Here is a 16,086-nt window from a genome sequence, read left to right as displayed (position 1 = left end):
TACCCATGGTTAACCGAGTAAGCCTAGATACCAACACAAGAACAATACGGCAAAACCAAACAAATAACTCAGTCCAAGCCAACTTAATAGGGTTAACCCTTTCGATAATGGCGGCATGCCTGCCCCACGCAGTAAACTAAAATTAAGCCAAGCAAAAACGGGAGTAGTTAAAAAGGCTAAGGTCATGGCGAAGGTCAACATCGGGCCGAGTGCCGAACGGAAAAACAAGATCACCGCCATGCCACAAAGTGCCTGCACGATTAGCCAACTGCTTAAGCTCAGGCGATTATCCACTTTTTGCCAACCCAACAAATAAAACGATTTATTCAGGGTTCGTGCGTACCCATCCAACACGGTGATGGTGGTACCAAACATACATAAAAAGGCAATCAGCGATACCAGTGGCTTTGACCATGCGCCAATGGTTGCGCCATACATATCGACCAATTGTTGGGCAAAGGCAGCACCGGCCAAGGCAATCGGCTGCGCAGTACCGTATTGCACTAACGCCCCTAAGGATACAAAAACTAACGCCAAACCTGCGGTTAACCAATAACCGAGGTTAAAATCAAACAGGCCCTGAGCACGCGTTACCGGTTGTCGCCGCTGTTTCGCGGTTAGCCACAATGAGCTGATCGCCGAAATCTCAATCGGTGCGGGCATCCACCCCATTAACGCCACTAAAAAACCTAGCATCACTAATTGCCAAGGGGATTGCCCAACATAATCTGCAGGTGCGGTAGCGCCGTTTTTAGCGGCAATAATAACCGCGGTTACGGTGGTGAGGGTTAAGAGCAACATAATCACTTTCGCGACGCTGTCTAGCGCCTGATAATGACCCAGCAACAAGATCAGTAAGCAAGCCAATAAGATTAAGCAACACAATAGGGTTAAGGACCAATTCCCAGGCAGTGCATATTGCAATAAGGCTGCCGTTAAAATCAGTACCGCCGCGGTATTCACCACCGCCGCCACAACGTTTAAGCCAACAAAGCAGTAAAAATAGCCGTTACCTTTACGCTGATAGCCTTCTAACAGCGTTTCGTTTTGCTCTAAGGTATATTGCACACCAAACCGAAAAAACGGGTACTTTAAAATATTCACCAACAAAATAAGCCATAACAACTGCCAGCCAAATAAAGCACCGGCTTGGGTTGATGCCACCAAATGAGAGCCACCAATCGCGGCTGTTGCCATTAAAACACCGGGCCCCAATGTTTGCAGGCGGGCGCGCCAGCCAGAGAAAACTTCTTGCATAATACGACTTGTTGATTGTTATTTGATGCTCGCTAGCTTAGCCTAAGCATCACAGTGATGCACTGCTTTTACCGCTAACAGAGGCTTGTAACATGCAAGAAAGCGACTTAACCGATCAGGCAACCTTGCTTGAGGTTCTCGAAAACCAATTAGCCGATAATTATCCCACGGAAGTGATGGCAACCTTAATGCGTTTACGGATGACAGGGCACAGTCGCGAGGCGGCTATGGAGTTAATGGCTTGTGCGCTAGCCCCAGAAATGTTTGCCGTGGTTGAACAGCAACAAAGCTTTAATTTAGAACGCTATACCGCGCATTTAGCGTTATTACCTGCAACCCCTTGGTTAGATGAGGAGTAAGCTATGTCAGAACCGCTTATTAAGCATCTCGCATCAGAGCAACGCTTTACGCTCACCTTGGCGGATGCCAGTGCGCAGCTAGATTATCACGTGAATGGCAAGGTGATTAATTTTCACCATACCTTCGTGCCGCCGGAGTTTCGCGGTAAGGGTTTAGCAGAAAAATTGGTGCGACATGCGCTGCAGTGGGCGCAAACAGCAGGTTATGACATTCAAGCAAGCTGCTCTTACGTGCAGCGTTTTCTCTAATAAAAAAGCCAGGTGACATCACCTGGCTTTTGCTATTTACTGATGCGGCTTATAGCTTCATTTCGATAATCGGCAATTGCAGTTTTTCTAACTCAGGCTTGAGTTTATCTGCTTCACCGACCACCACAATCACCATCTCTTCTGGTGATAAATAACGGCTGGCTAACGCATTTAGTTGCGCTTGGGTGCTTTGCTGTAAGATCTGATTACGCTGCTGAGTAAACTCCGCACCGACGTTAAATTCTAACATCTGCGCCATAAAGCCTAACTTGGCATTCGGTGTTTCATAACGTAACGCTTCAGATTGGTTTACCGCACTGCGCATAAAGGCTAATTCTTCAGCGGTCATGCCGTTTTGTTGGTAATTGTTAAGCTCTTTTAAGAACTCTTCAATCGATTCACGCGTGACATCGGCGCGCACTGCGGCACTGGCCGAAAACATACCCACGCGCTGATCCCCACCAAAACCACTTCGAGCACCGTAGGTATAACCTTTATCTTCACGCAGGTTCAGGTTGATACGGCTGTTAAAGTTGCCACCTAAAGTAAAGTTCATTAAACCCGCTTGATAGAACTCACCGGTCAGATCACGCGGCATAGCACGGCGTACAATACGGATTTCTGATTGTGGTGATTGGTCTTTATGCACTAAGTAAATCGCGCCAGCCTGTACCTTAGGTGCAGGCAATGCCAAGTTTAACTCAGGGGCTTTACCTTGCCACTGCGGTGCCATATTGGCTAATAACGGCAACAGTTTCGCTTGAGGTAAATCCGAAACCGCCACTAACTGCGCACCAGCTGGTTTAACAAAGGTTTGATAGAAACTACGGATCTGCTCTAAGGTCATCGTCGCTAACGTTTGCTCAGTGCCCATGCTTGGCTGACCCGCAATGGTGTCACCGAACATTAACTGACTGACGGCACGTTCGGCCAAGTAGCTGGCATTTTTCTGTGCTTGGGCCAGTGATTGTAAGCGTTGCTGTTTTAAGCGATTAAAGTCTTCCTCTGAAAAAGCCGGGTTTAACAGTTTTTCTTGCACAAGCTGCAACGTTTGCGGCAAGTTACTGGTTAAACTGCTGACAAACACATTTAAATCGTTGTCATCGGCACTGATTGACACCGAACTACCCAATAACTCCAGCGCCATGCTCATTTGCTCAGTGCTGTAATTGGTGGTGCTTTCATTTAATAACGACGCCATCATCGAGGCGACACCCGCTTGCTCAACGCTGTTTGCATAACTGCCCGCAGGAATACGCAGTAATATCGACGTTGTCGGTGTTTCGTCACTCACAGACGCCAGCACCTTGATACCGTTAGCTAATTCGCTGGTCCAAGTGGCAGGTAAGGTGATTGCAGGGTTAGCACCGGCTTTAGGTACGGCAGTGCGATCAAAAGTATGGCTCGCTACTCGTGTAGGTAAACTTTCTGAAGGAGTGGCTTCAGCAGGGTCGAACGTGCGCGGCGTGAAGTTATCTGGCGCAGCAATCATCTCAATTTTACCGCGTGGTACGACACTGCTAATCACTGCAGGTTTTTGCTGCACATATTGCTGATATACCCGCATTACGTCTTCTGCGGTGACCGCAGCATAGGCCGCTAATAAGGTAGCGATACGATCAGGATCACCGTAAAAAGTCTCATTGTAAGCCAACTGGCTGACTTTACCGGCCACGCTTTGTAAACCAAAAATGCTGCGCGCTTCAACGCGCGCTTTTGCCCGAGCTAAATCTTCAGGTTTAACGCCGCGCTCAGCCACTTGTTGCAAGTTTTGCCGTAACAGTTGCTCTAACTCAGCCAGGTTTTTACCCGATGCGGGGTGTGGTAATGCCGTCAGGTTGAAGGTACATGCCAATTCTTGGCAGCGATGGCTTGCACCGGCTTGCACGGCAATTTGTGGCCGTACTAAGCTTTGATATAACAAAGAGTTGTTACCGCTACCTAGAATATCACCTAAGATATTCAGCGCGGGTTCGTCTGGATGACCGGCATACACGGTAGGGAATGTCATGCTAAGTAACGGCAAGTGCACGTTATCTTCCATCGAGATATAACGATCGGCGGTTAATACCGCTGGGGCTTTTGCCATCGTTTCAACAGCAGGGCCTGCAGGAATAGTGGCAAAATACTTTTGCACTAAGGGCAGTACATCTTCCGCTTTAACCGCACCACCGATTGTCAGAGTGGCGTTATTCGGGCCATACCAACGTAAGAAGAAATCTTTTAACGCTGGCATATTGGCGCGATTTAAGTCATCCATATGACCAATCACCGGCCAAGAGTATGGGTGACCATAAGGATACAGTGCTTGCGATAACTGCTCCCAATAACGGCCATAAGGCTGGTTATCTACCCGTTGTCCGCGCTCGTTTTTTACCGTCGATAATTGAATATCAAACTTTTCTTGCGTCACCGCATCCAGAAAATACCCCATGCGATCCGATTCTAACCACAGCATTTTTTCTAACTGGTTAACCGGTACCGTTTGGAAATAATTGGTGCGATCGCTGTTGGTCGTACCGTTTAGCGTACCACCGGCTTCGGTGACATATTTGAAATGCATTTCCGGGCCAACGTTTTCTGAACCCTGAAACATCATATGTTCAAAAAAGTGCGCAAAACCTGACTTACCTAACTCTTCACGCGCCGAACCAACATGGTAAGTTACATCAACATGCACCAATGGATCAGACTGATCTTCATGCACAATAACCGTTAAGCCATTGGCTAATTGATATTTTTTATAGGGTAAATTTAATTCACCCGCTTGCTGTTGGCCTTCGGCCACTAGGGTAACACCCTCAGGTAAAGATTTAACTGATGTGGTGTTAGTACAGCCAGCCACACCGAGGGCAACCAGTAAGGCGAGACTTAAAGTAGATAATTTCAAAGCAGGCTCCGCTAATAAAAAAGGATTTACGCCTAGATTAAAACAGCTCGAGCCATTAATGAAAACCTTACAGATGTAACAAAATATAACACGCCAGCACCGCAGCCTTAACAGATGCCAGCGTAACCAGTTGGTTTAAATCAATAAATTATTTAACCATGCGTTGAAATGCATTTTACACCCTGATAGCGCTCGACCAAGGCCCTGAAAATTACGTTAGTTACCGTTAAGCGCAGCGGGCAGACACGATGAGGGCGCAGCGTCATCACGCTCTACCGTGCGACTCACTCAACCAAACCGACTTTATTCAGCCTACTTACGGCACTGCTCAAGCTGTTGAATTTGCAGTTGCAAAGCACGCGCCTGTTCACGCAGTAACACCAATTCATCATCGGATAAGGCAACCTGACAACGTAAAGCCGGCATCACATTGACCACTTGCTGTTCTAATGCTTGACCAAAAGGCGTGAGCACCACTTTTTTCACGCGCTCATCAGCGGGATCGCTTTGCCGCTGCAAAATGGCTTTTTGCTCTAACTTTTTAACCAGTGGCGTTAAAGTGCCCGAATCAAATAACGTCTGCTGCCCTAGCTGCCCCAAACTAATATTGTCTTGCTGCCATAACGCGAGTAACACCACATACTGCGGATAGGTCAAATCAAACGACTGCAATAAGGGCCGATACAAACGCATCATGGCGTTATTGGCGCTGTATAACGCAAAACACACTTGCTGCGCTAAAGGTAAGGTTTTCTCTGTCATACCGCTGGTCTCATCTCGCCTTGCATGCTGCCTAGTATACGCTGATTCTCCGCTGCAGAGAAATATTTCACGCAATTATATTGCATGCAAGATAAATTGGCGTTAGTATCTGTTCGTCCGGTGCTTAATCCGGTTTACTTACTCAACAATTGGAGCGACACATGGAAATATTATACAAAGCCGTTGTTACCGCAACCGGTGGCCGTGATGGTCAAGTTAACTCAGATGATAATTTATTGAGCAGCAAATTAGCTGCGCCAAAAGCCTTGGGTGGTAAAGGTGATGCCACTAACCCTGAGCAATTATTTGCCGCCGGTTATGCCGCCTGTTTTATCGGCGCTTTAAAATTTGTTGCTGGCCAGCAAAAACTTGCCTTACCTGCAGACAGCACCATTCGTGGCGAAGTAGGCATTGGTAAAATCGAAGGGGGTTTTGGTTTAGATGTCGATTTATTTATTAACTTACCGGGTTTAGCCGCAGACCAAGCCGAGCAGTTAGTCGCTGCCGCGCACCAAGTTTGCCCATACTCAAACGCCACTCGCGGTAATATTGAAGTACGCTTACACACTAGCGTTTAATGAGAAGCGTGCCGCTGCCACGGCACGTGTTTCCAAGTGGATCCTGTTTTTTAAAACCACTCGGTATTAAGAAACGGGATCAGCGCTAGTGTTAAGGCTTGTTGATAGACTTGGCTGCGACTTAACCGGTTTTGAGTTAATAAGCCAATTGCGCCACCCGCTTGTTTGATATTTTGCGTACCAAACAAGGTATCCATTGCATCACCCAGCTCTTGCCCTTGCTCTATGGCGGCAAGCGCCGCTTTGGGTAACATTAAACTCGCAGAACGTGCTTTACCGACCTTGCCATTATGCTCAATTAACATCCACGCAAAGGTTAAATCGCCATCTAAACCGGCTTCAATCGACACATAGTAATCAGCAGCGATGGCTTGTTTTAAGGCCGTTAAACGATTTTTCGCGCCGGCATAGGTTTCTTCACTGCTCATCGGCTGATCGGGCACACCCGATGGCACATTAAGCCCTGTTACTGTCAGTGCTTGCTCTGGAAAATTAGCATTAAAACATTGCTGTACCGCATTAATTTTCGCCGGATTCGCCGACGCGACTGCTATGCTCCACATGTATTCTACTCTTCGTTTCATCAAAGGCTTAGCCTAACGCGAGCCACGCCGACTTGTAAACACAACGCCACCCTACCGACTCACGACGGGCTTTATACTTTACGTAAAAGCGTTAATAAAAGAGGTCGCTAGGCCAGATACAACAGGGTTAAGGCTCAGAAAAGTTAAATAAAGCAGAAGTGCTCACAGAAAATAAGTAGGCGGGAATGCAAAGAAATCAGTGCGGGGCGTTAAAAATAACAAGGGCGTAATCTTGTGAATTACGCCCTTTGCGGTTGTAGGAACCTTTGCCCTTTTTCGCCTTAACCACCCTAGTTTGAAACAACTTACTAGTCACTAAGGCCTTTAACGCATTATCGCGGATCTCTCCGCGACCATGCTCGCTGGTCGCTGACTTACTCATAGTGGTACTCCCCTTTTAAAACCAACCAGAAAAACGTCCAAAATGTCACTGCAGGCTTAGGCCGCAACCCAGGCTGTAAGTTCCCAACTATTCGGCTCACACACTGAGCCGAATAGTTGTCCGGTTCAAGCAATAACCGCCACTATTCGCCTGCAGTTAAGAAAGTTTGGTAACTCTGATTATTGCTAACCAATTGATACTGATAACCCAGCTTATCTAAGTAACTGGCAATATCGCTATGCTCGGCCACTTCAAAACCGGCCAACACATCCCCTGTTGCGGCGCCATGGTTACGATAATGGAATAAGCTAATATTCCAATCTTCGCCTAATGTGTTAAGAAAATTCATCAATGCGCCTGGATATTCAGGGAAATTAAACTGATAGACCTGTTCAGTAATTGCCCGTGGCGGCATACCGCCGACCATATGCCGAACATGCAGCTTGGCCAGCTCGTCATCAGAAAGATCTAAGTATTGATAACCGGCATCACTGAGTAATGTTTTTACGGTGGCCAGCTCTTGCTCACCGTGCCGCAGCTTGATGCCAACAAAGATATGCGCTTTACGATCGCTGGCATAACGGTAATTAAACTCGGTGATGGCTCGACCGCCGAGAGTTTGGCAAAAGCGCCGAAAGCTGCCTTTCTCTTCTGGTATCGTCACGGCAAATACCGCTTCTTTTTTCTCGCCAAGTTCGCAGCGCTCAGATACATAACGCAAAGTATCAAAGTTTAAGTTCGCACCACTGAGTACCGCTGCATAATGCTGCGGTTTGGCAAGCGTGCTATTACTTAAACGTTGGCTGTATTTTTTCAACCCGGCCAAAGCTAAAGCGCCAGCCGGTTCCGCCACTGCGCGTAAATCATCAAAAATATCTTTAATGGCCGCACACATTTCGTCACTGGTCACGGTGATCACTTCATCACAAAAGCGCTTAGCAACATTAAAGTTTTCCGTACCAATCCGCTTTACAGCCACACCATCGGCAAATAAACCAACACGCGGCAAGGTCACCGGTTCACCCGCGGCCATGGCCGCCTTTAAACAAGCCGCATCTTCCGGCTCGACACCAATCACTTTAATATGTGGCTGAATAGCTTTGATATACACCGCCATACCCGCCATCAAACCACCACCACCCACGGGAATAAACACGGCATCCAATTGATTATTTTGGCTTAATAACTCTTTTGCTACCGTACCCTGCCCAGCTATAACATCGGCATCATCAAACGGCGGAATATAAATAGCGCCTTCGTCTTTGGCTTTAGCAATCGCAAAACTGTTAGCTTCATCAAAGGCCGTGCCGTGCAGCACCACATTACCGCCCAAGGCTTTGACCGCCGCCACTTTGATTTCAGGCGTGGTGATCGGCATAACAATAGTCGCTTTTAAGCCCAGCTTACTGGCTGATAAGGCCACGCCCTGTGCATGATTTCCGGCCGAGGCGCAGATCACGGCAGCAGCAGTATGCTGTTGTTTTACTTTGTGTAACTTATGAAAAGCACCGCGCACTTTAAAAGAGTAAACCGGCTGTTTATCTTCGCGCTTTAATAATACCTGATGCCCCAAGCGTTTACTGAGCTTGGCCATGTCATCCAACGGAGTTTCAACCGCAGCTTGATAAACCGGCGATAGCAAAATCTCCCGCAGATACTGTTGCATCACTTCGGCATCCGTTTGCTCGGGTTGGACTGTTGCCAGATTATTCATTGTGACTCCATTGCTCTTACTATTTATATTATTAAACAAACCATCTGCGCAGCTAACTCAACTGCACGTCACTAAACCCACCTTGCAGCCAGCTAATCAGCTAACGCTAAACACCCACACGCCCCACTAAACGTGCAGCTCACTAATCACCAAGCAAGCCGTCTCCAGCATGGATACTGGAGAAGAGCCTACAAGGACGTATTCACGGCGTCCTTGCATGAAGTTAACTTGCGAAACTGCAAAACCAACTAGGTAGCTAGTTAATCACTAAGCAAGGCCTCTCCAGCATGGATGCTGGAGAGGAGCCGACAAGGACGTATTTACGGCATCCTTGCGTGTGATTAACTAGCGAAACTGCACCTCATTGCACTACTTAATTACAATAGCCTTTCTTAATTAGTCTTCCAGCTTAGAAACATCCCGCACGGCGCCCTTATCGGCACTGCTTGCTAATAGCGCATAGGCTTTTAAGGCACTGCTTACCACACGCTGCCGATTTTCCGGCTTCCACGCCAGCTTACCCTTTGCCTGCATAGCCGCACGCCGTGTTGCTAGCTCCTCATCACTCACTGCAATACCAATTTTGCGATTCGGAATATCAATCTCAACCCGATCACCCTCTACCACCAAGGCAATCACCCCACCACTGGCCGCCTCTGGCGAAACATGACCAATGGATAAACCCGAGGTACCGCCAGAGAAACGGCCATCAGTAATCAAAGCACAGGCTTTACCTAAGCCCATCGATTTTAAATAACTGGTGGGATACAACATTTCTTGCATACCTGGGCCACCTTTCGGGCCTTCGTAGCGAATAATCACCGCATCACCGGCCACCACTTTGCCACCCAGAATAGCGGCAACAGCATCATCTTGGCTTTCAAAGATCCGAGCACGGCCAGTAAACACTAAGTTTTCTTTTTCTACGCCGGCGGTTTTAACGATACAACCATTAGGCGCTAAGTTACCAAACAATACCGCTAAGCCGCCGTCTTGCGAGTAAGCATGCTCTTTACTGCGAATACAGCCATCAACCCGATCATCATCTAAACTGGGGTAACGGCAACTTTGCGAAAAGGCTTTAGTCGTGCGAATACCGGCAGGGCCGGCTAAATACATTTGTTTCGCTTCCGCGTGCGCGGTAGACGCAATATCCCACTGCGCTAATACATCGGCTAAATCTTTACCCGCCACATGCGGTACATTCGGATTAAGTAAACCGGCACGATTTAACTCTGCCAAAATAGCAATAACCCCACCGGCACGATGCACATCTTCCATATGGTATTTTTGAGTTGAAGGGGCGACTTTACATAAGTGCGGCACGATGCGAGACAAACGATCAATGTCGTCCATGCCAAAATCCACTTCGGCTTCAATGGCCGCAGCTAATAAATGCAAAACCGTATTGGTAGAACCGCCCATCGCGATATCCAGCATCATGGCATTTTCAAAAGCCGCTTTATTGGCGATATTACGCGGTAGCGCACTGGCATCATCTTGTTTATACCAGCGATTGCACAATTCCATAATACGGAAACCGGCTTGCACAAATAATTCTTTACGATCAGCATGGGTAGCCAATAACGAACCATTACCCGGCTGACCTAAACCTAATGCCTCGACCAAACAGTTCATTGAGTTAGCCGTAAACATCCCAGAGCAACTACCACAAGTTGGGCAAGCACTGCGTTCAATTTCAGCGCTGTCACTGTCGCTGACGTTGGGATCGGCGGCAGAGACCATCGCATCCACTAAATCCAATTTGATAATTTGATCAGATAACTTGGTTTTACCCGCTTCCATCGGGCCGCCAGACACAAAGATCACCGGGATATTTAAGCGCATGGCGGCCATTAACATGCCGGGCGTAATTTTGTCACAGTTTGAAATACACACCATGGCATCGGCACAGTGCGCGTTAATCATGTATTCAACAGAATCGGCTATTAGCTCACGCGAGGGCAAGCTGTACAACATGCCACCATGGCCCATGGCGATACCGTCATCCACTGCTATGGTATTGAATTCTTTGGCAATACCACCCGCTTCTTCAATACTGCTGGCAACCAATTTACCTAAATCGCGTAAATGCACATGGCCGGGTACAAATTCGACAAAAGAGTTCACCACCGCGACGATGGGCTTACCAAAATCGGTGTCTTTCACGCCTGTAGCGCGCCATAATGCTCTGGCGCCAGCCATATTACGTCCTTCGGTAACGGTTGCAGATCTTAACTTTGGCATTGTTATCTTTCCTAAAAATAAACGTTAGGCGCGAAGCGCGGCGACAGCAGCAGACGCTAATTCCAACTGCTGCACATCATAAAGTTTAACTAATTGACTGGTGAGTAAAGCGATAGGCTTATCACTTTGTACTTGTAAGGTAATGCGCATACCTGCGCGATCGGTCAGCGGTTTTAATTCTAAACCTGCCAATTTGTAACCACGATAACGGGTCACCTGCAATAAGCGCTCAACAACCGTTGCCTCATTGCTGGTGGTGATAGTTAGGGTATGTTGCATTAGTTAGTCTCCGTCATCATATCTTGGTTAGCGGCACCTGGCGGAACTAATGGCCAGACATTCTCTGTTTCATCAATGCGTACGTGCAGTAAATAAGGGCCTGGCCAGGTGAACATCGCCTCTAGCGCACCGGCGACTTCGTCTTTGCGGGTGATCGTATGGCCAGGGATAGCAAATGCAGCGGCTAAAGCCACAAAGTCAGGGTTATCGGATAAGTCGGTTTCGCTATAACGCTCATTAAAAAACAATTGCTGCCATTGCTTAACCATACCCAAGCGCTGATTATCGATTAAGACAATTTTCACCGGTAAACGAAAACGCTTAATGGTGCCCAGCTCTTGCACATTCATCATAAAAGAGCCGTCACCACTGACCGCTAAAACCGTATCTTGTGGTCGTGCTAACTTGGCACCAATGGCGGCCGGCAAACCAAAACCCATAGTCCCTAAACCACCACTGGAAAGATGATTGCGCGGGCTGTTAAAGCGCATATGTTGCGCCACCCACATTTGGTGCTGGCCAACATCACAACACACCACGCTGTTGTCGGGCATGCGCTCGCTTAACTGTTTTAACAGCAAGGGAGCATAGATTTTTTCGCCGGGATGATCATAACGCCAGCCATACTGCTGTTTTAACTGCTGGCAGTGTGCCAACCAAGCATCGCACTGTGTCGGCGTAGTGATCGCCGGTAAGATTTGCTTCATATCACCCAGCAAGGCGCAATCGGCAAAACGTACTTTGTTAATTTCTGCCGGATCGATATCTAAATGGATCACTTTGGCATCGGGCGCAAATTTTTGTAAGTTGCCGGTTACGCGGTCATCAAAACGTGCGCCTAAACACACTAATAAATCGCATTGCTGCACCGCTAAATTGGCCGCTTGCGTACCATGCATACCCAGCATGCCTAAATAATGCACATTATCGCGTGCCACCGAGCCCATGCCTTTTAGCGTGGTCACGGATGGCATCACGCTTTCTGCTAAAAAGGCCTGTAAATGCGTTAAGGCATCAGCCATATGCACACCCCCGCCGATATAAGCCATCGGCTTACTTGCGGCACTGATCATTTGACGGGCGGCTGCGGTATTCGCTAAAGAGGTACTTACTCGTTGGCTCGGCGGGGTAATCCACTCTGGCTCAGCAACCGGTGCTAATTGCACATCTTTTGGGATATCGACTAGCACAGGGCCTGGCCGACCACTGCGAGCTAAGGTAAAGGCTTGTTGTAAGATCGAAGCCAGTTCGTTGACATTACGCACCATAAAGCTGTGTTTTGTGACACTTAAGCTTAAACCTAACACATCAATTTCTTGAAAGGCATCCGAGCCCATCACCGCTTGTGATACCTGACCGGTGATCGCTACCAAGGGTACAGAATCTAATAACGCATCGGCCAACGACGTGATCAGGTTAGTGGCACCCGGGCCTGAGGTAGCCAAACATACCCCGACTTTACCAGAGGCGCGCGCATAACCAATCGCCGAAAAAGCGCCGCCTTGCTCATGCCGACACAGATAATGCTTTACCGTGCTGTGATAGATCGCATCATAAATGGGCATAATAGCGCCGCCCGGGTAACCAAAAATGGTATCAACCCCTTGCTGCTGTAACACCTTTAATACCAACTCTGCGCCATTCATCTGTAACCTCAACCTTTTACTGATCTTGCCGGTGAAATTTTACCCAGCCCTGAAACGACAAAACCCCCGGTCTTTGCAGAGCGGGGGTTTTGCTGGAAATCGATTTGCATCTTATCTTCCGAAAACACCGCCCCCGCGGAGATTAATAATCACCACGCTTACGAGGACAAGAATGTTTAGAATGGAAGCTAAACGCATATTATTTACTCACTAACTCTAATCGGTTAATTGTTGAGGATCAGTTCACCTAATCACAATGTGTCTATTAATAGACGTCTATCTGTCTGGAGTCAACCGATTTCTCTAAAAAAGACACTTTTTGTACAAATAAATTAAAATTTGTACCTTGGCCAGTCTGCTATTACAGTAGAGGTAATACCACTCATCGTTTCGCTGATGTTTTAAACAGTGCGGCTTTACTGACTTGGAGTTAACAATGAATGCCAATCTCTGGTTTTTCTTAAGTGTTTGTGTGATTTTTGGTGTGGGTTTTTGTATGTTTATTGTTTATTTGCAGCATTTAAAAACCATGAAGCAATTAGAGCTAAACGCGACGCAGCACAAAAAAGACTAACGCTATCTTGCTTAATCACGCGCTAGCGACTTAGTTCAAAGCTAACAGGCAAACAAACGTATGGATCAACTTGAGCTGTTTGACATACCCAACCCTTGTATTGGGGTTTGCCAAAGTAATAATAGAGGTTATTGCTTAGGGTGTTTGCGCTCGCGAGAAGAACGTTTTAATTGGCCACAAAAACCGGCCAATGAACGATCGCAAATTTTACGGCTGTTAGCGCAGCGGCGTGCTCGGCTAAAAGTGAAAGCGCTAAGTGCCGAGCCAGAGGTTACACCCGCCGGCTCGTTAGATTTATTTTAAGGGTAAATATCATTAGGGCTGAAAAGCCCTAGCTACGTTTGACTAAACTGATTAAATACAATAACACCACCGCCCCTACCGTTGCCGTGATTAACGAACCCACAAATCCAAAGGCTTTTAAGCCCAGCGCACTAAACAAAAAACCGCCCAGCATAGAACCGACAATCCCCACCACAATATTACCTAACAAACCAAAGCCGCGGCCTTTCATAATATTGCCCGCTATCCAACCCGCTAAGGCGCCTAAAATTAAAAAAGCGATAAAGTTCATAACATTCCTTATTTATAACATTGTCGAATCACTAAGGTTAGCTGCTGTTTAGCCTAAGCTCAAATAAGCCACGCACAATCGACGCAAAAAGCGCTAAAACTTACCAATAGTAACTGAAAGCTAGCTTAAACTCTGTTGCTCGCTGCTTTTCCAATATCAGCCTTATATCCCAATGCTGACTTTGACCAAACCGCTGTTGCAATTTATACCAATAAAAATTACTGGCTTCACCAGTCAAATAAGCTCGATAGCCAAACTCTGCTTGAATGCGCCAGCGAGCATCTAAGTTAAAAACGGTTCCTAAACGTGTGTCCGTTGATAACAGCCCAACATCGTGACGATTTTCATGCAGTCGGCCATCTTGCATCGCATACACAACCCCTTGCTGTAATTGCATCGCCTTACCCAAGCCGCCAATTAACTGTAGTGTTTGACAGCGTTGACAGGCCAAATCTTGTGGCGCATAACCCGCATTGAGCTTCCAAGCGAAACCGCCATCTTGCGGCAAACCCGTTTGCGATAAATTCATATTCTCGATATTAAGCAAATCAAAGCGATAAAGTTGCAAGCGATCGGCCTCTTGTCGAACATGAACATCCACCATCGACAACGCTGAATAATTTGCATTATCTCGATTAGCCGTCAGCAAATCGTAGTAGGTTGCGCGAAAACGCAACTCGAGCGCATTTGATTGCTCTGTATGGATGGCTGATATTTGCAACAATGACGGCAAGGTTGCCAGATGAGGTGGCGACTCGGCTAACACTATGGGTGATGCTTTACCGGCAGGCAGCTTTAAACGTGCCTGCAATAAGCGGTTTTTATAGGTAGTTAAAGGCTGCGGGTCATCGGCTGCCACTTTCAGAAACTCGATATAATCAAATAAAATCTCTAACGTCTGGGTCTGCTCAGCCGCATTAAGTTGCGCGTAAAGGCTATTCTCTATCTGATATTCGTTCTCAATTAATTCAGCCACCGCAGCTTGCACTGGCTCAGCTACCTGTTCAAAACGTTTAACCAGACGCTTTTGCCGTGACGGATGTTGTATCACCTTTGCCACTAGCGGTTGCCCATGATGCTCTAACTCTGCCACCCGATGAAACACGCTGATAGGCATGGCATAAGGCTGCGTTTTGTTGATCAAAGGCTGCTGTATAACCAATTCCAGTAGTTCTGCCATCCGAAAGGCACAATTTTCTTTTAGAAAATAATAGACATAGTCGCGCCCAATCAGCTCCCAAGCGTGATACAGCAACTGCGAAACTTCAGATGGGTTTAAGGCTAACTGATATTCCCAAAGATCCCGTAACTCTGTTTCACCATATGCTTGGGTATTTCGGTAAAAATCACCATAAGAAAACACCGCATTATAACCGCCAAATAAGCCATTCAAGATATACACAAGCGGGTTTTCAGCTGCGGGGACGGCTGCACCAAAATTAATATTCTGTTGCTGTAACAAGGCGCGTCGCTCACTCGCACTGCCAAACTTCAGTAAAATATGGCCATAAAATGAGGCGGGGTTTCCTAGGTAACCACTGGCAAAAATCATGCTCACGTGATCAACTTGCTGTTGATCACTCCATGCCTCAAACAATGTGCATGTTAATTTAGGCAACGCTTGCTTTAATTCCGGCAATTGCTGCTGCAGCCAGTGCGAACGCGCAATAAAGCGGCACTGAGCATGTTCGTTCACATCATCAGTGACAGGTGCGAGTAGAGCCGTTAAGGTGGCATTGAACTCTGCACTGGCGTCTTGCGTGTTGGATAAAAAAAAGTGGGGATCGATAATCTCGCTATCTGTTTCTGCATCACGCTTATGCAAAAGCGCTAACCAATAGCGATCAGCAGCTAAATTCTTTGCTGCTGCCTGTTCTATAAAGCGCGGGGCGCTGGCTGACCATGTGGAAAAAGCCAGCAAACTGCCCAGCATGGCAATAATCAACTTCATCAGGGACTCAAAAATAAAAAACCCGCATTACAGCGGGTTT

Annotated in this window: 16 protein-coding genes; 5 read left to right on the top strand and 11 right to left on the bottom strand. The window is 47.2% G+C overall.

The features are described 5' to 3' along the window. Nucleotides 1-9: 9 nt before the first annotated feature. Nucleotides 10-1,197, bottom strand: coding sequence for an NRAMP family divalent metal transporter (locus LMJ53_RS02320; protein WP_229584615.1), 1,188 nt, complete (start codon nucleotides 1,195-1,197; stop codon nucleotides 10-12). Nucleotides 1,198-1,349: 152 nt separating this feature from the next. Between LMJ53_RS02320 and LMJ53_RS02315 the strand changes: the two genes are divergently transcribed. Then, nucleotides 1,350-1,616 (top strand): hypothetical protein, encoded by a 267-nt coding sequence (locus LMJ53_RS02315; protein WP_229584614.1) that lies wholly within the window; start codon nucleotides 1,350-1,352, stop codon nucleotides 1,614-1,616. A 3-nt stretch (nucleotides 1,617-1,619) separates the two neighbouring features. Continuing rightward, nucleotides 1,620-1,865 (top strand): GNAT family N-acetyltransferase, encoded by a 246-nt coding sequence (locus LMJ53_RS02310; protein WP_229584613.1) that lies wholly within the window; start codon nucleotides 1,620-1,622, stop codon nucleotides 1,863-1,865. 49 nt (nucleotides 1,866-1,914) lie between these two features. Here LMJ53_RS02310 and LMJ53_RS02305 read toward each other — a convergent pair whose 3' ends face one another. Together LMJ53_RS02305 and LMJ53_RS02300 are read right to left on the bottom strand one after the other, a co-directional pair. Further along, entirely contained in the window at nucleotides 1,915-4,755 is a 2,841-nt protein-coding gene (locus LMJ53_RS02305; RefSeq protein WP_229584612.1) for a M16 family metallopeptidase, read from the bottom strand. Nucleotides 4,756-5,067: 312 nt separating this feature from the next. Next, the gene (locus LMJ53_RS02300) at nucleotides 5,068-5,517 is read right to left on the bottom strand and encodes a MarR family winged helix-turn-helix transcriptional regulator (protein ID WP_229584611.1); all 450 of its coding nucleotides are present in this window, start codon (nucleotides 5,515-5,517) and stop codon (nucleotides 5,068-5,070) included. Between the two features lie 161 nt (nucleotides 5,518-5,678). On the opposite strand from LMJ53_RS02300, the gene LMJ53_RS02295 reads away from it, so the two are divergent. Continuing rightward, nucleotides 5,679-6,095: an organic hydroperoxide resistance protein gene (locus tag LMJ53_RS02295; protein WP_229584610.1), complete on the top strand. Its 417-nt coding sequence runs from the start codon at nucleotides 5,679-5,681 to the stop codon at nucleotides 6,093-6,095. A 50-nt stretch (nucleotides 6,096-6,145) separates the two neighbouring features. Here LMJ53_RS02295 and yjjX read toward each other — a convergent pair whose 3' ends face one another. From yjjX to ilvG, 6 genes are all read right to left on the bottom strand, one after another. Next, a complete protein-coding gene (gene yjjX / locus LMJ53_RS02290) occupies nucleotides 6,146-6,658 on the bottom strand; it encodes an inosine/xanthosine triphosphatase (protein ID WP_229584609.1) in 513 nt (170 codons plus the stop codon). Nucleotides 6,659-6,875: 217 nt separating this feature from the next. Next, nucleotides 6,876-7,061 (bottom strand): ribosome alternative rescue factor ArfA, encoded by a 186-nt coding sequence (locus LMJ53_RS02285; RefSeq protein ID WP_229584608.1) that lies wholly within the window; start codon nucleotides 7,059-7,061, stop codon nucleotides 6,876-6,878. Nucleotides 7,062-7,203: 142 nt separating this feature from the next. Continuing rightward, complete coding sequence (ilvA, locus tag LMJ53_RS02280) at nucleotides 7,204-8,775, bottom strand: threonine ammonia-lyase, biosynthetic (protein WP_229584607.1); 1,572 nt, start codon at nucleotides 8,773-8,775, stop codon at nucleotides 7,204-7,206. A gap of 396 nt (nucleotides 8,776-9,171) precedes the next feature. Next, nucleotides 9,172-11,022 carry a dihydroxy-acid dehydratase gene (gene ilvD, locus LMJ53_RS02275; protein ID WP_229584606.1) on the bottom strand — a complete coding sequence of 617 codons (1,851 nt, stop codon included), beginning with the start codon at nucleotides 11,020-11,022 and terminating at the stop codon, nucleotides 9,172-9,174. A gap of 24 nt (nucleotides 11,023-11,046) precedes the next feature. Further along, nucleotides 11,047-11,301: an acetolactate synthase 2 small subunit gene (ilvM, locus tag LMJ53_RS02270; RefSeq protein WP_226750523.1), complete on the bottom strand. Its 255-nt coding sequence runs from the start codon at nucleotides 11,299-11,301 to the stop codon at nucleotides 11,047-11,049. Then, nucleotides 11,301-12,947 (bottom strand): acetolactate synthase 2 catalytic subunit, encoded by a 1,647-nt coding sequence (ilvG, locus tag LMJ53_RS02265; protein WP_229584605.1) that lies wholly within the window; start codon nucleotides 12,945-12,947, stop codon nucleotides 11,301-11,303. Before ilvG ends, ilvM begins: the two co-directional genes overlap by 1 nt. A gap of 436 nt (nucleotides 12,948-13,383) precedes the next feature. Between ilvG and LMJ53_RS02260 the strand changes: the two genes are divergently transcribed. Further along, complete coding sequence (locus LMJ53_RS02260) at nucleotides 13,384-13,521, top strand: hypothetical protein (RefSeq protein ID WP_226750525.1); 138 nt, start codon at nucleotides 13,384-13,386, stop codon at nucleotides 13,519-13,521. A 60-nt stretch (nucleotides 13,522-13,581) separates the two neighbouring features. Continuing rightward, nucleotides 13,582-13,824, top strand: a complete 243-nt coding sequence (locus LMJ53_RS02255; protein WP_229584604.1) for a DUF1289 domain-containing protein — start codon at nucleotides 13,582-13,584, stop codon at nucleotides 13,822-13,824. Between the two features lie 28 nt (nucleotides 13,825-13,852). On the opposite strand, the gene LMJ53_RS02250 is transcribed toward LMJ53_RS02255, so the two are convergent. Both LMJ53_RS02250 and LMJ53_RS02245 read right to left on the bottom strand, forming a co-directional pair. Beyond that, nucleotides 13,853-14,095: a GlsB/YeaQ/YmgE family stress response membrane protein gene (locus LMJ53_RS02250; protein ID WP_226750527.1), complete on the bottom strand. Its 243-nt coding sequence runs from the start codon at nucleotides 14,093-14,095 to the stop codon at nucleotides 13,853-13,855. 100 nt (nucleotides 14,096-14,195) lie between these two features. Further along, complete coding sequence (locus tag LMJ53_RS02245; protein WP_229584603.1) at nucleotides 14,196-16,046, bottom strand: DUF4105 domain-containing protein; 1,851 nt, start codon at nucleotides 16,044-16,046, stop codon at nucleotides 14,196-14,198. Nucleotides 16,047-16,086 lie beyond the last annotated feature (40 nt).

It is taken from the genome of Rheinheimera sp. UJ51 (assembly GCF_020819615.1).
GTDB lineage: Bacteria > Pseudomonadota > Gammaproteobacteria > Enterobacterales > Alteromonadaceae > Alishewanella > Alishewanella maricola.
Note: the sequence above shows the minus strand (reverse complement) of the source record. Positions and strands in the feature narration are given on the sequence as shown.